The organism is Dyadobacter arcticus (assembly GCF_011762185.1).
Taxonomy (GTDB): domain Bacteria; phylum Bacteroidota; class Bacteroidia; order Cytophagales; family Spirosomataceae; genus Dyadobacter; species Dyadobacter arcticus.
On the sequence record NZ_JAASQJ010000001.1, the window covers coordinates 14,064 to 38,425 of the forward strand.

General features: G+C 43.9%; 22 protein-coding genes. 9 read left to right on the forward strand and 13 right to left on the reverse strand.

What is annotated here, in order from left to right; all coding sequences use genetic code 11:
* Entirely contained in the window at nt 1-2,334 is a 2,334-nt protein-coding gene (locus tag FHS68_RS00060) for a CehA/McbA family metallohydrolase (RefSeq protein ID WP_167265898.1), read from the forward strand.
* On the opposite strand, the gene FHS68_RS00065 is transcribed toward FHS68_RS00060, so the two are convergent.
* From FHS68_RS00065 to FHS68_RS00100, 8 genes are all read right to left on the reverse strand, one after another.
* Nucleotides 2,335-2,634, reverse strand: a complete 300-nt coding sequence (locus FHS68_RS00065) for a DUF6787 family protein (RefSeq protein WP_167265901.1) — start codon at nt 2,632-2,634, stop codon at nt 2,335-2,337.
* 6 nt (nt 2,635-2,640) lie between these two features.
* Entirely contained in the window at nt 2,641-3,372 is a 732-nt protein-coding gene (locus FHS68_RS00070) for an RluA family pseudouridine synthase (protein ID WP_167265904.1), read from the reverse strand.
* A gap of 26 nt (nt 3,373-3,398) precedes the next feature.
* Nucleotides 3,399-4,217: a 3-methyl-2-oxobutanoate hydroxymethyltransferase gene (panB, locus tag FHS68_RS00075; protein WP_167265907.1), complete on the reverse strand. Its 819-nt coding sequence runs from the start codon at nt 4,215-4,217 to the stop codon at nt 3,399-3,401.
* A 201-nt stretch (nt 4,218-4,418) separates the two neighbouring features.
* On the reverse strand, nt 4,419-5,660 hold the full coding sequence (locus FHS68_RS00080) for a murein hydrolase activator EnvC family protein (protein WP_229211721.1): 1,242 nt from the start codon (nt 5,658-5,660) through the stop codon (nt 4,419-4,421).
* A gap of 163 nt (nt 5,661-5,823) precedes the next feature.
* The gene (lolB1, locus tag FHS68_RS00085) at nt 5,824-6,699 is read right to left on the reverse strand and encodes a lipoprotein insertase outer membrane protein LolB1 (protein ID WP_167265912.1); all 876 of its coding nucleotides are present in this window, start codon (nt 6,697-6,699) and stop codon (nt 5,824-5,826) included.
* Nucleotides 6,689-8,434 (reverse strand): tetratricopeptide repeat protein, encoded by a 1,746-nt coding sequence (locus FHS68_RS00090; RefSeq protein ID WP_167265915.1) that lies wholly within the window; start codon nt 8,432-8,434, stop codon nt 6,689-6,691. The genes lolB1 and FHS68_RS00090 overlap by 11 nt, the downstream gene beginning before the upstream one ends.
* Before the next feature lie 148 nt (nt 8,435-8,582).
* Nucleotides 8,583-11,012 (reverse strand): TonB-dependent receptor plug domain-containing protein, encoded by a 2,430-nt coding sequence (locus FHS68_RS00095; protein ID WP_167265917.1) that lies wholly within the window; start codon nt 11,010-11,012, stop codon nt 8,583-8,585.
* A 31-nt stretch (nt 11,013-11,043) separates the two neighbouring features.
* Nucleotides 11,044-12,378, reverse strand: a complete 1,335-nt coding sequence (locus FHS68_RS00100; RefSeq protein ID WP_167265920.1) for an APC family permease — start codon at nt 12,376-12,378, stop codon at nt 11,044-11,046.
* 104 nt (nt 12,379-12,482) lie between these two features.
* Here FHS68_RS00100 and FHS68_RS00105 point away from each other — a divergent pair, with 104 nt between their 5' ends.
* From FHS68_RS00105 to FHS68_RS00120, 4 genes are all read left to right on the forward strand, one after another.
* On the forward strand, nt 12,483-13,595 hold the full coding sequence (locus tag FHS68_RS00105) for a sensor histidine kinase (protein ID WP_167265923.1): 1,113 nt from the start codon (nt 12,483-12,485) through the stop codon (nt 13,593-13,595).
* Nucleotides 13,592-14,287 carry a LytR/AlgR family response regulator transcription factor gene (locus FHS68_RS00110; protein WP_167265926.1) on the forward strand — a complete coding sequence of 232 codons (696 nt, stop codon included), beginning with the start codon at nt 13,592-13,594 and terminating at the stop codon, nt 14,285-14,287. The genes FHS68_RS00105 and FHS68_RS00110 overlap by 4 nt, the downstream gene beginning before the upstream one ends.
* Before the next feature lie 123 nt (nt 14,288-14,410).
* Nucleotides 14,411-15,151 (forward strand): dioxygenase family protein, encoded by a 741-nt coding sequence (locus tag FHS68_RS00115; RefSeq protein ID WP_167265929.1) that lies wholly within the window; start codon nt 14,411-14,413, stop codon nt 15,149-15,151.
* A gap of 152 nt (nt 15,152-15,303) precedes the next feature.
* A complete protein-coding gene (locus tag FHS68_RS00120; protein WP_167265931.1) occupies nt 15,304-15,978 on the forward strand; it encodes a pirin family protein in 675 nt (224 codons plus the stop codon).
* A 100-nt stretch (nt 15,979-16,078) separates the two neighbouring features.
* Here FHS68_RS00120 and FHS68_RS00125 read toward each other — a convergent pair whose 3' ends face one another.
* Genes FHS68_RS00125 through FHS68_RS00135 form a run of 3 tightly spaced genes read right to left on the reverse strand, consistent with a single transcriptional unit; the run spans nt 16,079 to nt 20,870 of the window.
* Nucleotides 16,079-16,255, reverse strand: coding sequence for a hypothetical protein (locus tag FHS68_RS00125; protein WP_167265934.1), 177 nt, complete (start codon nt 16,253-16,255; stop codon nt 16,079-16,081).
* A 57-nt stretch (nt 16,256-16,312) separates the two neighbouring features.
* Nucleotides 16,313-19,957, reverse strand: a complete 3,645-nt coding sequence (locus FHS68_RS00130) for an ABC transporter permease/M1 family aminopeptidase (protein ID WP_167265937.1) — start codon at nt 19,955-19,957, stop codon at nt 16,313-16,315.
* A 25-nt stretch (nt 19,958-19,982) separates the two neighbouring features.
* A complete protein-coding gene (locus FHS68_RS00135; RefSeq protein ID WP_167265940.1) occupies nt 19,983-20,870 on the reverse strand; it encodes an ABC transporter ATP-binding protein in 888 nt (295 codons plus the stop codon).
* A gap of 164 nt (nt 20,871-21,034) precedes the next feature.
* On the opposite strand from FHS68_RS00135, the gene FHS68_RS00140 reads away from it, so the two are divergent.
* Nucleotides 21,035-21,265, forward strand: coding sequence for a hypothetical protein (locus FHS68_RS00140; RefSeq protein ID WP_167265944.1), 231 nt, complete (start codon nt 21,035-21,037; stop codon nt 21,263-21,265).
* Nucleotides 21,266-21,625, forward strand: a complete 360-nt coding sequence (locus FHS68_RS00145) for a putative toxin-antitoxin system toxin component, PIN family (protein WP_167265947.1) — start codon at nt 21,266-21,268, stop codon at nt 21,623-21,625.
* 115 nt (nt 21,626-21,740) lie between these two features.
* On the opposite strand, the gene atpC is transcribed toward FHS68_RS00145, so the two are convergent.
* Both atpC and atpD read right to left on the reverse strand, forming a co-directional pair.
* Nucleotides 21,741-21,983, reverse strand: coding sequence for an ATP synthase F1 subunit epsilon (gene atpC, locus FHS68_RS00150; protein ID WP_167265950.1), 243 nt, complete (start codon nt 21,981-21,983; stop codon nt 21,741-21,743).
* A gap of 15 nt (nt 21,984-21,998) precedes the next feature.
* Complete coding sequence (atpD, locus tag FHS68_RS00155) at nt 21,999-23,516, reverse strand: F0F1 ATP synthase subunit beta (RefSeq protein WP_167265952.1); 1,518 nt, start codon at nt 23,514-23,516, stop codon at nt 21,999-22,001.
* Nucleotides 23,517-23,781: 265 nt separating this feature from the next.
* Here atpD and FHS68_RS00160 point away from each other — a divergent pair, with 265 nt between their 5' ends.
* Together FHS68_RS00160 and FHS68_RS00165 are read left to right on the forward strand one after the other, a co-directional pair.
* Nucleotides 23,782-24,015 (forward strand): DUF433 domain-containing protein, encoded by a 234-nt coding sequence (locus FHS68_RS00160; protein WP_167265955.1) that lies wholly within the window; start codon nt 23,782-23,784, stop codon nt 24,013-24,015.
* Entirely contained in the window at nt 24,015-24,347 is a 333-nt protein-coding gene (locus FHS68_RS00165) for a DUF5615 family PIN-like protein (protein ID WP_167265957.1), read from the forward strand. Before FHS68_RS00160 ends, FHS68_RS00165 begins: the two co-directional genes overlap by 1 nt.
* The last annotated feature ends 15 nt before the right edge of the window (nt 24,348-24,362 follow it).

Genomic DNA, 24,362 nt, shown 5'->3' on the forward strand with positions numbered 1-24,362 from the left:
ATGAGAAAAAAATCTACCCTGCTTTTCTTCTGGTTACTTTCCCCTCTTGGGTTGCTCGCCCAGCATGAACATCATTCCGCAAATCTTAAAACGGTTGGAATTGAGCCACAGCCTTTACTTGCGCAGGCCATGCGTTTGCAGGAAGCCCTGTCATTCTCGGGAAATGCACTATCTGTTGTGGATACCAAAAAATTGAAAGCATTGAGCGATAAACCTTTAACCAAAGAAACTGTCGCTGGAATACAGGAAATATTGGATCCCTATTGTCTGAATTTTATAGACATTAACCCGGAAGGTCGGGTAAAAGTAGAGCGCGGGCCCGCAAAGGCCATACTGGTTCAGGGTGGCTGGACGAGTTTTTTGGTTAGGGTAAATAACGAAGCAGGTATCACCGCCGAACTCGTAGCCGAAAGCGTCAACGCGGCCAAGCCTTACCATTCTCCTTCCTTTGATCCAAAAGTCAAAACGCAAAATGAGGTAACACCTGGCCAGAGCGCAAACAGGTTTTTGGATATTCAAATGTATACCAATCGTCCTATGCTGCCGAACCTCAACGGGTTAAGGTTAGAATATGCGATCGTGCAAGTATATTCAAAGGACGCTGGGCAGCGTGAAGCGGAGGTAGCATACAATGTGGGTCAGGGTTCGCAGGACATTGGTTTTCGCAATGCCACACACATCCTTTTTGACAGCAAACCAGCGGTTAAGGTCAAATTTCGTATAAAAGACCAGGACGGTACTGCTACTATGGCTTCGTTTGTGATTTCTGATTTTCCACATCCGGCCGCAGGCAAACTCGAAAAAAAATATCCGCTGCCTTCCAGACGCGTAGCCGCCCTCGATGAATTCCCTGATTTCTTCTTTCAGCCGCAGATCTATCGGGCAGATGGCGAGCATGTAATGCTTTCTGCCGGAAAATACAAAGTCACTTACACCCGCGGACCAGAATACATCAGCCAGACGAAGGAAATCAATGTTCCATCCAATGTTGATTCCTCGGATGTCACTTTCGAGCTGAAACGCTGGATCCAATTGTCCAAACTCGGCTGGTTCAGCGCAGATCATCACATTCACGCAGCAGGTTGCAGTCATTATGATAGTCCGACGGAAGGGGTTGATCCCAAAGATATGTATCGCCAGGCATTGGGCGAAGACCTGAATATGGCTGCTAACCTGGCCTGGGGACCGAGCTGGTACCATCAGAAAACCTTTTTTACTGGAAAAGACCTTCCATTGTCTGACAAAAAGAACATTATGCGCAATGATGTGGAGGTCTCAGGTTTTCCGTCATCACATTCAGGACACATTGTTTTGCTCAGGATCAAAGAAGATGATTACCCCGGCACTACCGAAATTGAACAGTGGCCGAGCTGGACTGCACCGATACTTTCGTGGGCGAAGTCCCAGGACGGGGTAGTTGGCTATGCACATTCGGGCTGGGGATTGGAGCCGCTGACACGGGTCGACAAGTTACCCAACTATATTGTTCCCAAAATGGATGGAATTGGCGCCAATGAATACATTGTAACAGTTACACAGAATCTGGTTGACTTTTTCAGTGCGGGCGATACCCCAGCTCCCTGGGAGCTCAACATGTTTTATCACACGCTGAATTGCGGTTTCAGGCCGAGACTAAGCGGCGAAACGGATTTTCCGTGCATCACCGATGCGCGGGTAGGGCAGGCAAGGAGCTATTTCAAGCCCGAAGGTGCGATGACCTATGATAAGTATGTACAAGCTATCAAAAAAGGTAGAAGCTATGTTTCAGATGGGAAATCGCACATGATGGACTTTAAAGTTAATGGTCAGGAAGTGGGTGTAGGAGAAAGTGAGTTGGCACTGACGGGAGCAAAAAATGTGTCAGTATCTGCGAAGATCGCGGCATATCTTCCTGCGGAGCAGGATAGCATTGGAGAAAGAATCGCTAAAACGTCCATCGTATTCATGCCTTACTGGGACATTGAGCGCGCAAGAATTGCTAAATCCAGGAAGGTAAGAGTCGAATTGATAGTGAATGGGGAAGCTGTGGATACCACCGAGGTTACCGCAAATGGAGTGGTGACAGATGTGAAATTCAATTATGCGATCAAGAAATCCGGATGGATAGCGCTTAGGGTTTTTCCAAGTTCACATTCCAATCCGATTTTTGTAAAAGTGGATAACCAACCGATCAGCGAAAAGAAAAGCGCGGAATGGTGCCTGGCGACATTGGAACAATGCTGGAAAATGAAAGAGCCCAATATCCGCGCAGAGGAAAAAAAGGCAGCGGAAGCATTTTATGATGAAGCGAGAAAAGTATATCGCAGCATTATCGACGGTCAGGCAGCAAAATAGTTACTTCCTGAACATTCCTCCAATCCTGCTGAACATTCGTTTTTCGAATTCCCAGAAAAACGAAAATTTACCCCAAACCCAGCCCCAAGCCAACAATATCACCTGATAAAGCGGGAGTATGATCAGGATATTAACTGTCCAGCGTAACCAGGTCGGTGATGAATTAGTGAGACCGATCATTTCAAAAAGAAAACGTTTTACGTAAAGCACTGAAAAACCGGTGCAGGCAAAAACGACCAGAATGACGAGGACATCCCAGCCATTCTTAACGTTCCAGCGCTGTTTCAGCTTTTCAATCATTTCGGCTTATTCGTACAGAAAATCAAGATGTTCAGGTTTGGTAACGTCCGTATCCAGTGATAAAAACTCCTCCCAGAAAGGATCATTAGGAAGTCCTGCTTTACAGATCATTGGTTCTTTCTTTACTGGATGCTCAAAATAAAGTCGACGTGCATGCAGGTTAATGTTGTTGTCCGGATTGCCTTTTGGATAACCGTACTTCACATCTCCCCTGATTGGACAATCCATAGAAGCCAATTGCACGCGGATCTGATGCGGCCTTCCGGTTATTGGCATCACTTCCAGAAGGTGAAATTTATTTACTTCTCCAAGCCACCGATAACTCAGCTCAGCGCGCTGTGTATCGGGCTTTTCATAGTCATAAGCTGTGGTAACATTGCGGGTTTCATCTTTAGAGAGCCAGTGGATCAGCTTACCCTTTTTTTCCGCAGGTTTGTTTTTGACTACCGCCCAATAGGTTTTTTGAACATCGCGTTTCCGAAATATTTCATTCATGCGTTCAAGCGCCTTGGATGTGCGTGCAAAAACAACCAGGCCACTTACGGGGCGGTCGAGGCGGTGGACGGTACCCAGAAAAACGGCACCGGGCTTTTTATAGGTCTCTTTAATATATTCTTTGCCCATATCCAAAAGACATTTATCCCCTGTCGCATCTCCCTGGACGAGTACGCCCGGCTCTTTGTTGATGATAAGCAGGTGATTGTCTTCGTATATGACGTGGAGTGGTTTCTTAGCCATTTTGTCTATTCTTTACTTTAAAAAGGTTAGTACGATTCCTGCTCATTGGGAAACGATTTGCCTTTTACATCTTTGATATAATTAGAAATAGCATCGGTCATGATTCCGTTGAGGTCTGCATAGCGCCGCAGAAACCGGGGTTTGAATGCTTTATTAATCCCAAGCAAATCATGTAACACCAGAATCTGCCCATCTGCATGCTGTCCAGCACCAATGCCAATGGTGGGAATGGTTACGCTTTCCGATACTTTTTTGGTTAAAGAAGCTGGGATTTTTTCTAAAACCATCGAGAAGCAACCTACCTCTTCCAGCATTTTCGCATCTTCCAAAAGTTTTTGAGCCTCTGTTTCCTGCCTGGCACGAACGGTGTAAGTACCGAATTTATAAATTGATTGAGGTGTAAGTCCCAAATGTCCCATTACTGGAACCCCGGCGCTTAATATTCTGGTAATTGAATCTTTGATTTCCAAACCGCCTTCCAGCTTCACAGCATGCGCGCCCGATTCTTTCATAATTCGGATGGCAGAATTCAACGCTTCACGGGAATTACCCTGGTAAGAACCAAATGGGAGATCCACCACGACCAATGCTCTTTTGACCGCTCGAACAACCGAGGTAGCGTGGTAAATCATCTGATCAATGGTAATGGGTAATGTCGTTTCATGTCCCGCCATGACATTGGATGCCGAATCTCCAACGAGGATCAACTCTACACCCGCAGCGTCCACAATCCCCGCCATAGAATAATCGTAGGCAGTAAGACAGGATATTTTCTCCCCACGGATTTTCATTTCCTGAATGATGTGGGTGGTAACACGTTTGATATCAGGGGTATGGATGGACATTGGTTCTTATGGGGTTGGTGGTGGTTTGGATTGGTTCAGCTTGGTTCGGGGTTGTTCGGGCTTGGTTCGAGGTTGTCATTTATAGTCAGGAATAGTCATTTGTGGTCATATGTAGTCAGGAAATTGTCATTTGTTGTGTTGAGTCCTTACTACGATAAATGACTACAAATGACAATTAATGACTATAAATGACCATTCCTGTCACCTGTGCATCAGCCAGCTCTCCGGATTCAGTCGGGATGTGTTTTTCCAGATCTGGAATTGTAATTCGGAAGTACCATCGCTGTCGGTAGCTACCCTTCCAATATTTTCCCTGGCTTTTACTTTCTGCCCTGCCCGAACGGAAACGCCGTTCATCTTTGCATAAATGGTCATATAATTACCATGCTGGATTGCAACGACATTGCCCATTCCTGGCATTTCGGTCACATCCAGCACGACGCCGTCGTAAACCGAGCGAACTGGTTCTCCCGCCGTTGTTTGAATGTCCACACCAAGATTATCAATCATTACCCCTTTTAATACAGCATGTGGCCGTTGCCCGAAATGGCCGGACACAAAACCCTTTACGGGCCAGGGCAAACGTGCTTGTGAGGCTGTAAATGAAGATGCCAATGTAGTTTCCTCCTCGCTCATACCGCTCGAAATGACAGGCTCTTCCTCTTCTTTGGGCTGTTCAACTACCGCTGCTTCCCCCTTTTTTTCTCTTTCCGCATTTTCACGGGCAAGTCTTTCCCGTTCTGCTTTTCTTCTCGCCTCGCGCTCCTCCCGTTCTTTCCGCTCGCGTTCGAGGCGTTCGCGTTTTTCGCGTTCGGCAATGCGGCGGATATTGGCTTCCAGTAAGTCGGTAGCCCGTTTGTTTTCAGCGATTTGGTTTCGGAGCTCAACTTCTTTTTGAGAAAGCTCCTGGATTACCTCGTTTTGCTTGGTCTTAAGTCCTTCCAATTTGGTATTTTCCGAAAGCCGGGTGTTCAATACGGTTTTTTGCTGGCTTTTCTTGCTGGTAATGCGTTGACGTTCAGCTGCAACCTGCTTCTGCAAAACTTCTATTTCTTCCACCTGGTCCTCACGGGCATCGGTATACTGTTTCAAATATTTATACCTTAACACAAGCTGGTTGAATGTGCCGGCCGAGAAAAGGAAAACCAATTGATTGAAGTAGGTATTCCTTTTGGAGGCCTCGTAGATCATATGGCCGTACTCCTTTTTAAGCTTGTTCAAACTGCTATCGAGGGTTTGCCGCTTCTTTTCGAGTACCCTCAATTCCTTGTCCAACAATTCAAGATCATCAGAAAGCAAGTCTATTTGCTTTTTGTAGGTGTTGATCTGCTGATTAAGTGCTTTTAGCTGGCCAAGATTGACATTTTTCTGGGATGATGTCTGTTTCAGAATGTTCTGTATTTCCCGGATTTTGCTCTGGTTTTCATTTTTTTCACGTTCCAATTGCTCACGCGTTTTCTGCGCGAATGCACCTGCACACGCACAAAAAAGTAATGTTAGAACTAAAAATAGATGACGGAAACCGGGGGTAAGAAAGGGCATATTATTGATTCTTGCGGCCAAAACAGAACTTAAAGGCGGGCAAAGTTAAGCAGACTTTCTGTATTTACCTTTTACGCTTGTAGCCCGAAGGTACTTTAAACGGAAAACCAGGACTCTGATTTACCAGCTCCACTTTGCTGTGTTTGATCCGCATATTAGTCTCTTTGATCTGCTGATCTTTTGCCGACTTTACATTAAGGTTGATGATACTGGTAAAAGGGAAAAGAAAGGAATTGACATCTTTAAAATCCTCATAATCCAGCGTGAATGTATTCTGAGTCGGTACCTCAATCGCTTTGAGGCGGGATAACTTCAAGTTGCTTTCACTGATGTAGTTATCTACTTCCAATCGTTCTTTGATTTGCTTGAGAATGTAAAATTCATTCTGTTTGATAAATCGGCTGTCCGGCTGTTGGCCAAACGGAAGGTTACCGATAATCACGGATTGAAGAAGAGCAAAATTGAGGTCAAAATTGTATTGTTTGCTTAATTGCTGATAACTGAATACAAAATAATCGCGGTGAATTTTGTCCATAAAAACAATGGAATCCCGCGTGATAATCCCTCGGGCTACTTCTAATCCAACTCCCGTCACAGAAATCCAGATCAGGCTATCTTTTTTTATACGAATATTGACATTCGTATTATCGAAGTCCTGCGATTTGCTCTTGAAAGATACTTTTGATTTGGCAACCAGGTAATCAAATGCTATTTCCTTGATCTTAACCGCCTCGACGTTTTCGAGAGAAGCAACCGCAGCGGAATCCTTTGTCTCAGGGGTAGCAACCGCAACAGAATCTTTAATTTCTGGCGCTGTAATTACAATTGTTGAATCGGTAGTGGAATTTTTCGCAAGACTTTTTGCAGAACGTTGTTTATGACAGGCCGTAAACCACATGAAACAAATGGTTACCAGTCCGATCGTAAGTTTATTGCTCATGTAATGCACCCGTTGCTATTTTTTTGTCAAGAAGTTCAGTGGTCTCTCCCATTCTTTTGGCCTTTTTCCATTGCGCCACCGCATTTTCGCGTTCGCCCAATTTGAAAAGCACGTCCCCATAATGTTCAACAATCGTGCCACTCACACCAGTGCTGTCCAACATTGCCTTCTCAAGAAACTCCTTGGCTTTTTTGTAATCTTTCCGAATGTACAATACCCATGCGTGGGTATCCAGGTAGGTTGGGTTATTCTGGTGCTGCTGAACCAGCCTCTCCGACATTTTCAGCGCCAGGTCCAGCTTTTCTTTCCGAAGCGATAGGAAATAGCTGTAATTGTTTAAAACGTGGTCATTGTCCGGATTAGCCTTGAGGGCAAGTTCGTAGGCAGTATCTGATTTTTGATTTTCACCCAAGGCATTATAAGCATCTCCGAGTTGTGTATTGATAAATGCAATCAGGTCCGGTTTGTCGCCACTTAATTTAAGACCCTCTTCCAGGGACGAAATGGCTTCTTTATACCCCTTTTTCATCAAATGAGACTCGCCGTTTGACAACCAGAACAACCCCTGGTTCGGAAACAATTCCAGCGCTTTTTCGGAGTGGACCAGCAAGCTATCCACCTGGTTAAGATCACGGTCTAGCTGTAAAATTGCGCCCCAAACCTGGAAAACGGATCCGTCAATGCGCGAAGCTTTCACATACATATCCCTGGCTTCCGCTTTTTTATCCTGACGCACCAGCAAATCCGCATAAATCACATTAGCGCGGGCTTCATTGGGATGCGTTTCGTAAAGCTGCTTGGCTAAAACGACCGCTTCACTAATTTCAGCCTCCGTTTTCAACATAGTAAGATACCCAGTTAAAACCCTGATTTTTGGGTCGGCATCCAAATTTGGATTACCAAAAACAAGCTTTAATTCCTGATTGCACTTTTGCACATCGCCGTTGCGACGGTAAATGTCAGCCAGCAATACATGTGCTTGTGCTTCATCCGGGTTTATTTTAAGCGCTTCTTCCAAGGGTATAATCGCTTCGGCAACACGATCATTGGCGATTAGTAACTCTGCCATTTCCACGCGGTAACTCACTTCCGTTGGCTCAGCTACAATCAGTTTTTTTGCCTCGACAAGTGCTTTGTCAAGATTATTTTGCCTTAGATAAAGCTGTTGTTTCTGGTGGGTGATTTCTTCGGTGATACCCATCGCTTTTTCCAGCCCATCATAAGTTTCAATGGCCTTGTCGAATTGATCATTGAATACATACACTGCTGCTAATTCAACCGCATACTGGATGTTTTCGGGATTTTTAGCGACCAGGGTCTGATAGATTTGTGCAGCCTCGGAATATTTACGGCGCTTTGCGTACAACTCAGCGAGCTGCTGCGCGTAAAAGATATTTCCCTTGTCAAGGTCAAATGCTTTTTTGGAGGAATTCATCGCGTCATCAAACTTTTCCAGTTTGATCAGGGCCGTCGCAACGAGATAGTGACTAGCGGCATCCTGGGTATTTTTTTGAACCAGCTTTTCGAAAACAGGAAGTGCGCGGTCCGGCTCATCCTTCATCAAGAACTTCATTCCCTCTGCAACCAAAGTCTCTTCCTCCAACCTGAAACCCGTATTCTGAGACTTTTCTGGCTCCTTTTCATGTTCTTTGGCTCTACGTTGCGCATTGACCGCTGCGAAGGAAGTCGCAATCAGGTAAAAAAGAAGGGTTAGTTTTAAGTATCCGGTCCTCATATTTTAATCATTTGGCATCAGATCATAAGAAGTGACCGGATATATCGTGTAATTAACAAAGTTACCAATTTTTGTCTGTAAGATCTTTCCAAATCAATACACAGATAAGACTAGTAACGTGGAAATCAAAATATTCTTACAATAATGTTTAATTGACTAAATACGACGATTTTCCAAACCCGGGAAGACCGTATGTGCTCAGGACTTCCGCTCTGATTTCCACATTGGTAGCCGCATCCGAATTAAAATAAGTCAGTTTAGCTTTACCGTTTCTATCTGTTCTTAACATAGGCGCCCAAAAAATAGTTGAGCGATAATCAGGCAATGCGCTTATTGTGTTGCTTACTTCATAAGTTGGGGAGTAAAAATCTCGGGCGACATTGAAACCTGGTATTTTGGATACTAAGACGCCCGGTACAATATCTTGCGAATAGTCATAATTCTCATTACCTCTTTTGGTCAGGACTGAAATTACACCGTTGCCGCCTCTGCTTCCAAAAATAGCCGCACCCGGACCTTTCAATACATCAACCGACTCTATATCATTTACATTCAGAGAAGTAATGAAGTCCTTGTCGACAGGCATTCCATCCAGGACAAATAGCGGCTCTCCCAAATTACCGCGAATGGAAACAGAAGCATTCATCCCCGAACCACTAACCCGCACACCTGCCACGCGCCCTGCCAGCAAATCTAAAACGCTCATGCTCCCAGCAGCCATTTGAGGGGTTATTTTCACAGTAGCGTCCGCAGACGAATATAATTTTCTTGAATCTCTCGGCACATTCTTTTTCGCCTTAATGGTCACTTCCTTTAATAACCGCTCCCGGCTTTCCCTGATCCGCCTCGTAATTTCCTGATCCTGAGCAGCCCTCTTGAGATATTCATCCAATTTCTGTACATCAATTGTAATGGGATAATAGGGAATCTTCACAATCGCCATGGGCGGCGACATGAATGGCGTGAGTTTAAAAGAAAGATTTTGATTGCCTCTTTTATTCATTCCCTGTAACCTTAATTTCAGAGAATCGGCAAATACGAGGTTATAGATTGCAAACCGCCCGTTTGCTCCACTTTCGGCCGTCATAAAAGTGCTGAGACTGTCACTGCTCAAATATACCGACAGCAGGATCTTGTCCTGGACTTTTTTATTGTTACGGGTCACTTCACCTTCCAATGTAATACCTTGTTCTACGAAGCGTTTTGGCGCGGGAAGTGAATCTTGCAACACGTCATTCCAACGAAAACGGCTCCATCCCTGGGTCATCATCAGGTAATCCATGTGAATTTTCCGCTCCGACTTTTCCGGATCAAAATAATAGGCAGGTTGTTCTATGAAACCTTTCAGATCAGAAGATAGCAGCAGATAGGAAACAATATTCTGGTCAAAAGGCTGCTGCAAAATCTGCCCTGCATCGGTAACAGCCACCGAAAGGCTGGTTTCCACCGGTTTTCCCGCCGAATCGCTAACGGTTATTTCCACCTCTGATTTTTCGCGGGGCTTATAAGTGGTTTTCGATGGATTGATTTTGACCTGCAATGATCTTCCATGATTGATGAAAACCAACCTTTCGCAAACCGGTTTATTTTCATCATTAAAGAGGGTCAAGTGCGTAATTCCATCGGGTAGCTCTGTGGTGGGCAGGTTCATCATTAGCCCTTTATTTGCAATTTTACCTTTGGCCACAAATGCAATAACGCCTCTTGAATGTGCCACAATATGCACAGGTACTTCTATCTTATCCGGAATTTTTGCGTAAGCTATAATCCTCATTTTAAGTGGATTGGATAAATTGTCCACGATCATGGTATAGCCATTTTCCTTTATCTCAGGGAATTTAAGCGGGACTAAGCCATTTTTTGTCTTCAAAAATGCAGAATAGGTTTCTCCAGGCTTGGCTTCGAACTGGAAACGCCCCATGCCAAGGTGCCCATTCCTGAAAGATGCCACGGTATCCTTGCTTTGATTAAGCACAAAACCATTTACATCTTGCCCAAGACCGCGACCATCCACCGCTTTGAAAGCGATTCGGGTACTAATTCCTGCAACCAACTCGCCACCTTCCGGGAAGAACTGCAAATCTGTTTTGTCAGGAATCGCTGTTGGAACATGCTCATCTTGTCCAAAAACATAAATATCCTTGTGGAAAAAGAAATCTTCGGTGAAGTTGCGCATCCAGTTAGTGTAAGCGCGGATGGTGTAGGATCCATTGGGGATGGAATCGGTGAGTATCAGGTCTCCGTGTCCGATCCCGCCATCAAGCCTAACCTGTTTCAAAGCGAAATTTTTACCAGTTCTGTGTTCGATCAGGTCTACATATAATAAGTTGCTGGCGCTATCTGCCCAATGTACCGAGCCTTCAGCAAGGTAAGCTTTAAACCATAAGGTATCTCCCGTGACATAATAAGGTTTGTCCAGGTGGAGATATGCTTTTTCGATTGGAAGTACTTGCCTGTATTCCAGCAGCTTTGTTGATACATATTGGGTGAAATCCGTTTCAGAAGATTGGATTGCGGCTGTGAGAAGGACGAATGAGGTAATTGTCAGGAGTCGTAAGAATTTTTTCGTGCATGGCATATGGCTAAGTTTAGGTGATGAACAGGTTTGCTCATTGGTTAAAACGCCGGACTAGCAAAAAGACGGGATAACTAATGATCATAAACAACAAAGCAAATTTACTACTTGGCAAATCCTGAATAACGGCACTGACAAGAAATGCCAGGGAAAGTATCAGCATTAGAATGGGCAAAAATGGGTATGCAGGGACCTTCCAGGGTCGTGGCAGGAGCGGCTCGTTTTTCCTGAGCGCCAATAAGGATGCGAAACCGGAAGTGTAACCCAGCACAAAAAAGAACGTCGCAATGTCCGATAGCTTTTCGCAGGCATCTTTCCCAATCAATATCAACATGACAGCAACTCCGGCCGTAATCAGCATGGCTACTGCGGGCGTACCTCCTTTATTCACCCGGATACCGGCCTTGAGAAACAATCCATCACGGCTCATCGAATACAAAACTCTTGGATTGAAGAGCAATTGTGCATTAACGATGCCGAGTATGGAGATCATCAGAAACAGCGTCACAATTTTACCCGAACCTTCTCCGAAAATGAGACGGATCGCATCTGCTGCCGCCAGTTTAGACTGCGATAACTCATTCATCGGCAGAATGTGCAGAATGGCCAGATTGCAGAGCAGATAAATAGCAATGATCAGCAAAACACCTCCAATCATGGATTTTGGCAGGTTTTTAGTAGGATCACGGTCTTCTTCGGAGAAATAAGCAGCGGTATGCCAGCCGTCGTAGGTGTAAAAAATGGCTTGTAGCGAAAAAATCACAGGGGCTATCCAGCTTCCGGTTTCAATGATCTTGCTGGTGGTAGATGTTGCTTGCGCCGCGGTTACTTCATCTCCATATATATAACAGATTGCCACAAAAAGAAACAAACCGATTCCTTTTAAAACACTCATCACATTCTGGAAAGTACTCGCAAGTGCCAGCCCGATCCAATGTATCCCAGTCAGTATCACCAGAATAGCCGCTGCTACGTAAGGTTCATAGCCGACAAAAGAAGGGATAAGCAATGCCAGATATTCGCTCATCGTATAAACGCCAAAACCGAGTGCCGAGCAAGTGCCCAGCCAGCTATTGATTCCCACCACAAATCCCGCATAATTACCAAAGGCTCTTTGTGCATAAATGTACCAGGCACCTGCTTTCGGCATCGAAGTTCCCAGCTCAATGGTGCAAAGCGTCCCCAAAAACGCATACAGACTTACGGCCACCCACAACGTCATAATCAGCCAGGGCTCTCCCAATTGGGCTGCAATCGGTCCGGGTTTTCTTAAAATTCCGGTTCCAATCGTGCCTCCAATGGTTACGGCTATGCCAAAGCCGACGCCCAGGATTTTAAAAAGTTCGTTGCGTGTAGAGGGTTGTTCCATGCGGGAGTGAAAAAATGTGCTTTTCGAAAATAGGAAAACTTTTTCTTTTTGTAACTTCTATATTCGTCGCGGTTATATTATCTAAAATTTTGTAAGGTCACAAGATGTTTCAGGCAAAGAATCTTTGGGTAATTCATGTGCTGGGCTGGATATTGTTTATCAGTCTGCCCCTCACAATCATGTCACGGGAGCCGACAGGGGATATGCAATTGGAATTGCTTACTTCCGGCTCATTCTGGCTGTTTTTCCTGATCTATTGCTTTGCTTTTTACTTCAACCTCCTGTTTCTTATTCCAAAATTGTTTTTGAAGCAGCGTTATCTGGTCTATACAGGCATATTTGTCGCAAGCTTTGTAATCATTTACATTTCCCAACCCTTTGAAAGCCTGATCTTTCAAAAATTTCATCAGCAGAATGAGCAGTTCGGTCCGCGAATGAAAATGCCGCCAGGCCCGCCGCCGCCTGCACCATTTGGAGAGGAAAGGCCACCCATGCCCGGGCAGCCTGGAAGAGAATCCGCGATTACTGTCGATTTTGTCAGTCTGGTACTGTTTGTGGTGATATGGGTGGTGGGGATGGCCATTAGTTTTTCCAGGCAATGGCAGCTTTCAGAGAAAAAGGTAATCCTATCCGAAGCGGATAAAGCACAGGCAGAACTTTCGTTTTTCAAAGCCCAGATCAACCCGCATTTTCTTTTTAATACATTAAATAACATTTATTCACTGGCAATAAGCAGCAGTGAAAATACAGCCCCGAGCATTCTGAAACTGTCCCAGCTCATGCGTTATATCACAGAAGAAGTGACTGAAAACTATGTGCCGCTGGCAGATGAAATTGGTTGTTTGAAAAATTACATTGAGCTGCAAAAATTAAGGCTTAATGCTAAAACACAGGTTGATTTTGGATTAACCGGTTCGATTATGAATGTTAAAATTGCGCCGCTCATATTCATGACTTTTGTTGAAAACGCATTCAAATTTGGGGTTAGCAGCCATCATGAGTCGAAGGTAGGAGTGAGGATCGATGTGTCAGGCAATGAGATATTATTTGTCTGTCGAAACAAGGTTTTTGAACAAAAGGCGGATCAGGATCGGGTTGGTATCGGGATAGCCAATACCCGAAAACGATTGGAATTTTTATACCCTGAGCGATATTATCTGGACATTCAAAATGCAGACGGGATTTTTACGGTAACCTTGAAACTTACCATCGCATGAACTGCATTGCCATTGACGACGAGCCACTTGCGCTTCAAATCCTCGAAAAATACATGAGCTCTTTTCCTTTATTAAATCTGGTCAAAACCTTTGATGATGCAGTTGAGGGAGCTGTTTTTTTAAGAAACAATAGCGTTGATCTGCTGTTCATCGATATCAATATGCCCGACTTATCCGGCCTTGATCTGGTATCGCAATTGGCACAAAAACCAATGGTGATTTTCACAACGGCTTATAAAAATTTCGCCCATGAAGGCTTCGAATTGGAAGCCGTCGATTATTTGCTGAAACCCATCAGTTTCGAACGTTTTGAGAAGGCGGTCCATAAAGCATTGGATAGATATCAGTTCAAAAAAGCAAATCAGGAAGAGGTTAGCGGTTCGATTGTTGTCAGATCTGAATACAAAATGATCAAGGTCGCGCTCAACGACATTGAGTACATTGAAGGAATGGAAGATTATATCAAAATCCATTTGCAAAGCACGCGTCACCCGGTTTTAACATTAATGTCTTTAAAAGGCATCCTTGAAATGCTGCCTGAAAATCAATTCAGCCGGATCCACAGAAGCTACATTGTGCCGGATATTTTCGTAAAATCCATTCAGAATAAGAAAGTTAAGCTGGTAACAGACATAGAACTGCCTGTCAGTGATAGTTATGTTGGTTTTATAGAAAGGTGGAAAAACCGCTGACGATTTGGTAAGAATGCCCATTCACCGTCACATTCATCTGATTGACCGACACTCGGGTAATGTGCCGCAACAAAAGAAGCGGTAAATGCGATTATGTATTTACAATCATGAACTGTTGCAAATATGGAACGTAAAGAATTTTTAAAAAGAGGGTTTTCGGCACTGGGGCTTGTGACAATCGTACCACTGATCAGCTGCTCGAATAATACCGTTGACCCTGAAACGGCAACGGAAACTACGACAGGCTCCACTTCCGGAACAACCGGCGGAACTACATCTGGCACCTGTACCGCCACCGCTTCAGAAACCGCAGGCCCATTCCCAACTAAATCCCCGGCCAGTTATGTGCTGAACGACATTAGGTATGAGAGACAGGGGACAAAGCTATCCGTGAAGATCACCATTCAAAACAAAAACAATAGCTGCGCAGGACTTGCGGGAGCGCTTGTGGATATCTGGCATTGCGATGCGACCGGAAATTACTCAGAATATGGCGGCTCGGGAATGCAGTCGACCAATTATACCAATGTGCATTTCCTTCGCGGAAGGCAAACTACCGATGCAAACGGGCTTGTCACATTCACAAGCATTTACCCGGGCTGGTACTCAGGCCGCGCACCGCACATTCACGTGCACGTTTACAATTCCAGCGGAAAATCGCTTCTGGTAACGCAGATCGCTTTTTCTGAGGATATCAGCAAAGTTGTGTACGCGCAAGGCGTTTACGCAAGCCACGGACAGGCTGATACGACCAATGCGAGGGATAATGTTTTTGGGGACGGCGTAGCTACTGAAATGTCAACAATCACGGGAAGTGTATCAGCAGGATACGAGCTGACGCATGCGATTGTGGTTGCTGGGTAGGGGAAAGCTGTTAGCCACTAGCTGTTAGCTTTTAGCTTCGTTTGGCCTGGAAGGTAATGTGCTGAAAATAAAGGTAATGTGCTGAAAATAAATGTAGGTATTCAATTAAAAAAGCTAATAGCCAAAGGCTAACAGCTAAAAGCTCCCCAACAATGCTGACCCAAACCGCTGCCCAAATCTTCCTCCAAGCCCAGCGTGGCCTCTTCCAGACCGATTCTTTCCGCAGTTTTCGGACGTTTAATTTTGATGAATATCACGCTGAGGGCAGGGAGGCATTTGGACATTTGCTGACGGTGAATGATGAGACTTTGCTGGCGCAATGCAGTCAGGTTTTCAAGGTTGAGGAAGTATGCAAGATAATTTTGATTCCGCTGGTTGGGGGGGTTGAGGTGAATGTCGAGAGTTCCGTTGAGTTTGTCGATTCGGGGGAAACATTCGCATTTTTTGCAAGCACTGGTAAGGAGTTTATCATTACTAATCCCTATTCTGAGGGGGCGATCAATTACCTGCAGATCAGAATAAAAAGTAATGATCAGGATTTTAAAAATACGTTAACCCAATTCGATCTTTTAGATAAAAACACCCTTCTAACGGTTTTCAGTGGCGATTTAAGTGAGGCGAATATTTACCTAGGTAAATATGGAGGCAGGGAAGAGGGTATTTTTGAAGCTTCAAAGCGCGGGGTTTTTGCATTTGTTATCGAAGGCGCTTTTGAGGTTCAAAACAGGTTATTGGAAAAGCGCGACGGCTTGTCCGTCTTGGGAGCAGACGAGATCGAGTTCGAAGCGCTTTCCAATGATGCTGTGATTTTGGTAGTTGAGGATTGACGTAAAAAGCTCTACAATAAAAGAGACGTATGCTTCGACATCTTGAAGCATACGTCCCAAATTTTCATCCCCTTTAAAAAGGGTTATTGCAATGTTTGTGTCAATTAATATCTTGTTCCCAATCATTACGCATTCGCCTTTGGATTTCCAAAGGATCTTCCTTTAAGTTTAACACTCCTACATATTTTTGAGCGTTGCGCTTTTTGGTAATTTTTGAATGCTTATTTAAAGGGAGTATTTCTTCTAAAAGCTGCCCCTTTTTCAATATCAGTTTCATATCTGATGATATTAGTCAAACTAAGATAGTGAAATATTGGCAAAATAAATCGGCGAGTCAGTCAGCCTCCCCAACATTATCATCCGGGATCCTGTCTATCAGCTTGTTATATGGGTCAATCCCAGCCTTCACGGGTTTTCCCTTCACCCGCATCGTCACCGTCTGCGTGCCGGGTTTCAGTTTGTATTTTTTGATAAATAATGGATTTGTCTGTTTTTGGCCTGCTTTATTGGTTGTTTCGGCGGCAAAGACGCCCAGATCTATATAGTCGTTCATCGGCGCTACCGTTTCCTTTCCCGAACTATCGGCATAAAACTTCTTAGCAGAAAACGTAAGCGAAACATCGTATATATCCTTCCCAGCGGACTTAGAAGACACCTTTTCGAATTTGTTTTCGTACAAAGTGATCTTTTTCCAGGTATCGTTGAGATAGTACTTCAATGAATCCGGGGTATGCTTGTCGAGGTAGTCAAACAAATTGTTACTTCCAGCAAATGGCGGATTTTCCCGCAATGCATATTCGTCGCGGAATTCCCGGAGTGCATGGTTTACAGCCGTATCGCCAACCAGGTCGCGCAGACCGTATATGATGAGACTGCCTTTGTTATACCATTCGTAAGGCCGATTGCAATTGATAAAAGTGTTTTCCTTTTTCGCTTCATTGGCCCGGCCACGCAGGTAACGATCTAATTCATCCTTCAAAAACCTTTTCATGTTGTCCCTGCCATACTTGCGTTCGGTGAGAATCAGCGCAGTATATTCTGCCAATGCCTCCGACACCAGATTGGCGCCTCGTGTATTATTGGGCGGAACCTGATGGCCCCACCATTGATGCGCCAATTCATGGGCTGTCACGAAATAGGTGTAATCAAAATCGTCCGGACTTTTAAAATCCGCTACCCAGCCAAAATTTTCGGAATAGGGAACGGTATTGGCGAAACTTTGGGCGAAACTTTCATATCTGGGAAATTCCATTAACCGCATTTGCCGAAATTGAAATGGGCCGTAAGTTTCTGAAAAGTATTTCAAACCGTCTTTGTAGGCAACATTAAAGCGTTGAAGGTTGTAAGGATGGCTTTTATCGTAAAATATTTCAATGTTGATATTCTTTCCATCCGGCAACTTTTGTACGTCTTTCAAGACATCGTACTTCGCAGATACAAGATTAAAAAAGAGTTGAATCGGCGAATCCTGCACATATTGATAATATTTGCGTCCACCTTTTTCCCAGGTTTTCAACAGGTAACCCGGAGCAATCGCAAGCTGGTCTGCTGTGGTACTAACGGTTGCCTCGAAATGGATCAAATCCGCATCGTCGTTGAATCGCAGGGTACGCATTCCTTTGGGATCGTTGTGATCTGGCAAGTCATCTTTTTTAGGTTTCAGACCCAGCTTTTTCCGGTATTCATCACTTTCCAGCTCAGCTTCTGCCGAATAACCAAAAGAAGGTAGCCCACCACTGTAAAAAGTACCATTTTTTAATATTTCCCGGCTAAACCCACTGTTGAGAAAACCCCGGTTGTCTTTTACCGAGTAAATTTCCAGCTTAGCTGAATCGCCAGGCTGCATGGTCGCAGGAAGCTGGTAAATGCGGTAATTGAAGTTTTGTTCGCCTTTTTTGAAGAACGAGAACTTGGAATAGGGGTGTTTGGCGGGATAGCTGAACGGGAGGCTTTTCCCATTATACAGCATTTTGTATTCCAGATCGTCGTCGCCACTCAATAAATGCAAGGCTTCAATAGGTTCTCCGGACTTATTTTTGATCATCATTTTTCCATAAATGTTAGCCTTACGTTCATCAGGAAAAATGTCTGCTGTCAAAATCAGGCTGGTGACCTTGGGCATCGGGAGGTTTTCGTATTTTTTCAGCTTTTTCTCGTACAATGCTGAATTTTCGCGGGTCTCGGATGCGCTGTAATAATTATTGAGATAGCTAACATTGTAATAAATGTAAGCGCCACTTCCGATCCAGGCCAGAAAAAACAAGGGCATCAATATCCGTGGAACGCCCGTAAAACGTTGTTTCGCAACCCGCCACCTCTCTTTAAATCCGCCAACAACCCCTCTCTGAAAAAACAGATAACCCAATGCGGCAAGTAACATTCCCAAGGCCAGCCAGTAGAAATTGAACCAGAACAATGGTTTCGCGAAATGCCCCAACCCATTCATATCCGACCATTTAAAGTCGGGCGTGAAAAAGTAGAAGAACAAATTATAATTCATCTCTGCAAAGTTGCGGAGCAGGAACATCGCAATCCAGATCAGCATGGCCACACCGTGCCCGGCAAATTTATTATTGACCAAAATGTGGACAGCAAATGACAGCAGGAGCATTTGGATAAAACCCGGAAGCGTTAATAAGTAGGAATCAATGAAATAAACTGGCAGATTGAAATCAAAGAAGCCTTTTATGATCTGGATAATCATTCCTACAAAAATCGGGATGGTCGCCATCACGAATGCTATTCCTGCCAATCCCAATAGTTTGGAGAAAAACAGAATATTATTTGAAACCGGAAGCGCATCATTCAAAATGTTGTACCGGGTTGCTTTTTCCCGGTGAACGGCCTCGCCGGTGTAAAATAGCAGGATAATGAAGATGAACACATTGTAATCGTATCCTTTGTAATCCATGATAAAAATGGTCAGCGGCAGGTTGCTGACACTGAAAATGGTATCGCCAATCCAGATATCGAGCACCAAAAAAATCATTGCACCCAACACAATCGCTTTGAAATAGTTATCGCGAATGATGTTGAGGAATTCAATTTTGGTCAGGTTCCAGAGGATTTGTTTGTTATAAACATTTCCAAATTCTTGGTGAATGTTAGAAAGCAAGGCTGGGGCTTTTTCCTCTTTTTCGTTTTTCCGCTTTTTGGTACCTGTGATTTCAGGTTGTAAAAATTTGGAGAAACTGAATTTGTAGTAAGTAAAAAGGATAAGAACAATTGCCAAACCGACCCAGATCAGGCGATTGAGCAGGTATACTGCTGTAATTGGAGCGGGGATCGTGTTTTTTTCAAAAGGTGTGGTAAAACGCGTTTCAAGGTTGTAAGTATTGATCGCAAATGGATCCAGCAATTTTACAAGCTCGTGATTTTCAATGTCTTTGGCCAAAAAATTACCAAGCAGATAAGCAATGAAAAGCAGGATACTGGCGGAGTAAATGACTTTTACATTCCTCGTAAAAGATACCAGCGCGAAAAAGATGGTAGAAGACAACAGCAAATTGCCAATCGAATACACGAAATATGGACGGAAGTAATTCCAAATGCCATAGTCGCCTACCCGCTCCAAAGGTACCCAACCCAGTGGCGGTCCGATAAAAGAGCCGATATAAGCGCCCACGCTAAATCCAGTCCCGATGAGTAAAACATAAGCAAACGACCCGAAAAACCTTCCCCAGAAATAGCCTGCTTTGGTAATCGGAGCCGCGAAAAGATAGTTACGGGTCTGGTACTCAATGTCGCGATAAAGCGGGACTCCCATTACTGCCGAGCAAACTAGCATCATGACAAAGCTGAAAAAGATATTTCCTTCTGCCATCGTCCAGGGTGCATTGTGCATCACCTTTTCGGATGCAGGCGTCCAGCCGGTAGCAACAGAAAGAAAGCCTACGAGAACAAATACGCCAAAGTAAATCCAGGTGGCAGGGCGGTTGAAACGGTATTGGAGTTCAAACGAAAATATTTGAGAGAACATAGTAAAATCATTAGAAGTGAGGGAATTACAAGGCGATCACGTCCATTTTGGATGCAATCTGGTGAAAGTAGATATCTTCCAGAATGGGTTCGACTGGAATAAATCCGTTACCTGGATCCGACTCTGAAAAAATCCTGATGCTCAGTTTACCGCTTTTCATTTGCGCGGATATTACCTGGTATTTGGCCTTGTATTCTTCTATTTCTGACTTTTCGATGACTGTATTGTAAATAAATCCTTCCAGTTCTTTCACCGCCTCGTCAGGATTACCATTGCGCAATACTTCTCCCTTACAAATGATTGCAAAATCGCTGCATAAAGTTCTTACGTCTTCCACAATGTGCGTCGAGAGGATTACAATGGTATTTTCACCAAGTTCACTGAGCAAATTGTAAAAGCGGTTTCGTTCTGCCGGATCTAAACCAGCGGTCGGTTCGTCTACAATGATGAGTTTTGGATTGGCCAAAAGGGCCTGCGCGATCCCAAAACGCTGTTTCATCCCACCCGAAAAAGTGCCGAGGTGTTTTTTGCGTTCATTGTAAAGGTTAACCCTGTCAAGGAGCGCTGCCACAGTTTGCTTGCGCTCTTTGGCATCCAGAATTCCTTTCAACTGGGCAATGTGATCCAGCATGAGCTCTGAGCTGATTTTTGGATAAACACCAAATTCCTGTGGCAGATAACCCAATATCTTTCTTACTGCGGGTTTGTTATTTAAAATATCCAGATCATCCAATAAAATGCTGCCTGCGTCGGCTTCCTGCAAAGTAGCAATGGTTCGCATAAGCGAGGATTTTCCCGCGCCATTTGGCCCCAATAAACCAAACATGCCCTGATCGATGGTTAAGTTGATACCCTTCAAGGCCTGGACACCATTGGGATAAGTTTTTTGGAGGTTTTGGATCGTTAGTTTCACTTGTGGAGAATTGAGAGTTTGAGGTACGTTAATTATAAGTTACTCAATAATAATAATTTATGGTGAGATTAAAATGGTTGGGAGCGAGAGACGCGGGTGCTCTAAAATATTTGTTAAACTGTATTGTTATATTTAGGCAATCAATGAGGTATAAACGATCTGAAATGGAGATAACAATTGAGATTCCGGAAAAAAAGGCTCCGTTTGTAATGGAATTACTAAGAAGCCTCAAATTTTTAAAGATAAAGCAACCTGCGCCGAATCATTCTTTTGAAGACTTTCGGCAACAATGGATGAAACTGGCAAGTGACCTTCCTCAAAATGATCCTGAAATAACTGCTGAGGAAATGGAAGCTGAGATAAAGGCGGTTCGGAAAAATAGAAATAGATCCTAGATGAGATTAGTCATAGACACCAATGACTATATCAGTGCTTTAATTGGTATTAAGCACCGCCAGAAACTTGAAAAGGTAATTTTGAATAAGGAGGTCGAGATCCTGGCGGATCTGACATTATTGAGCGAAATTAAAGAAGTAGCCTACCGGGACAAGTTCAGAAAGTATGTTTCAATTGTTGAGGTTGATATTTTCATTGAAGCTCTCAAACTTAGATTAAAGCCTGTCCAAGTATTCTCTCACGTTGCAGCTAGTAAGGATCCGGATGACAATTTTCTTTTGGCTCTCGCTCAAGATGGGAAGGCGGATTATCTTATAATCGGCGATAAATCCGATTTATTATCACTGGAAATGTTTTAGGGAATATCCATCATTAGACTAGGTGCTTTCATTGAAATTCTTGAAAGAAACTCCTAAAAAACAAAAAAGCAGAAACCGTTTCCAGTTTCTGCTTTTTGCAAAATTTCTTTTCTATCTATAAGATAGCCTCAGCCAAAACCAACACTTTGTTGTTAAGCACTTCCACAACTCCGCCGTCGATAATATAGGTCGTTTTGGCGGCTCCCGTGTCTACTACCACATTTCCTTTGCCTAGCGTGCTAACCAAAGGCGCATGGCGGTTCAAAACCTGAAACTGTCCTTCTGTCCCCGGTAACGTAACGGCATTTGCGTCTCCGGCAAACACTTTTTTATCTGGGGTAATGATTTCTAAATGCATTTGTTTGGCGTTTAGCTATTGTCTGCTTGCTTCCGCTAGCATTTTTTCTCCTTTTGCCTGAGCGTCTTCAATGGTTCCTACCAGGTTGAACGCCATTTCAGGAAGGTGGTCGTAACCTCCGTCCATGATCAGGTTGAAGCCTTTTATTGTATCCATGATATCAACCAATGTTCCTTTCAGACCTGTGAATTGCTCTGCAACAAAGAACGGCTGTGACAAGAAACGTTCCACACGACGGGCGCGGGACACTACCAGCTTATCTTCATCGGAAAGTTCTTCCATACCAAGGATTGCAATGATATCCTGCAATTCTTTGTAACGCTGAAGAATGCTTTTAACACGCTGTGCGCAATCGTAATGTTCATCACCTAATGTTTCGGCATTCAAAATCCTTGAAGCTGAATCCAATGGATCCACCGCAGGATAAATACCTTTTTCAGAAACTTTACGACTTAGTACCGTAGTAGCGTCCAGGTGGGCAAATGTCGTCGCCGGAGCAGGGTCAGTTAAATCATCAGCAGGCACATAAACCGCTTGTACAGAAGTAATTGAACCACGTTTTGTGGAAGTAATGCGTTCCTGCATCTGACCCATTTCTGTGGCCAGTGTAGGTTGGTAACCTACCGCAGATGGCATACGTCCCAAAAGGGCCGATACCTCTGAACCTGCTTGCGTAAAACGGAAAATGTTATCAATAAAGAAAAGTATATCGCGTCCCTGACCTTCGCCATCACCGTCACGGAAATATTCCGCCATGGTAAGTCCTGAAAGTGCCACACGAGCACGTGCGCCAGGAGGCTCGTTCATTTGTCCGAAAACGAAAGTCGCTTGTGAGTCTTTCAAAGTATTATAATCCACTTTTGAAATATCCCAGCCGCCTTCTTCCATGCTGTGCTTGAATTCTTCGCCGTATTTGATAATACCAGCTTCGATCATTTCACGCATCAAATCATTTCCTTCGCGGGTACGCTCTCCAACACCTGCAAATACCGAAAGGCCGGCGTATGCTTTTGCAATATTGTTGATCAGTTCCTGGATCAATACAGTTTTACCAACACCCGCACCACCGAATAATCCGATTTTACCACCTTTTACATAAGGCGCAAGCAAATCGATTACCTTAATACCTGTAAAAAGTACTTCGGTAGCGGTTGCAAGATCTTCAAATTTGGGAGCTGAACGGTGAATGGAGATACCGTTTGTATTATCAATTGGCGTAAGACCATCGATCGCTTCACCGATCACATTGAAAAGACGACCTTTAATTCCTTCACCGATTGGCATTTTGATGGGTGAGCCCAATTGGGTAACTGGCATACCGCGCTGCATCCCTTCGGTACTGTCCATTGCGATGGTACGGACGCGGTCTTCGCCCAAATGTTGCTGTGTTTCTAATACAACTTTCTGACCGTTTGGTTTGATGACTTCCAACGCATCAAGGATAGCAGGAATACTCGCACTATCCTCAAACGATACGTCTACAACGGGTCCAATTACCTGCGTAATTTTTCCTATGTTTGTCGCGTTTGCCATTATATAATTTTGATTTATCTCAGGTGAGGTTATTTTCGAACCGCAAAAGTATGGGATAATTTGGTTAGTACCAATAGTCAGCGGAGTGAATTATTGGATATTATTTAGAAAATCGGCCCGTTTTAAACTTGAGAATGTCTAAAATTTTAAGGTTGAAGGCTCAAAAAAGTTTAGTATTTGCGTTAGTATTTCCAAAGCGGGAATTCTCAAATGCTTTAAGGAGTTATAAAAAAGATTAAATTTGACTGAAATAACATTTATAACGATGAACACGCAACTTCTGGAACGTATAACCTTTAATCCGAATCAATGTGGTGGTAAGCCATGCATTCGCAATATGCGTATCCGGGTGACTGATGTTCTTGAATTGCTGGCCAACGGTATTACTCCCGAACAAATTGTTTCCGAAGAGTTGCCAGATCTTGAGTCAGAAGACGTTACTGCCTGTCTGCTCTACGCGGCCATAAAACTTAACCACCCGGTTCTACAGGCGGCTTAATGATTATTCTTGACGCCCAACTCCCACCAGGTCTTGCTGTCTGGATCACTTCCAATTTTCAAATACAATGTTACTCTGCGGCGTTTCTTAATCTCTCACAAGCTGAGGATAAACATATTTTTTTCTTAGCAAGAGAGCAGAACGCAATCGTTATTACAAAGGACGACGACTTTGTGGAGCTTCTGAACCGGAATGGCAGTCCACCTAAGGTGATCTGGCTGACGTGCGGAAATACTTCGAAAAGCAGGTTAATGGAAATGTTAAACCAAAATTTGCGCCAAGCCCTTGAACTACTTCAAACAATTGATTTGGTAGAGATTACCGGATATTGATACCTCTTTAACTTA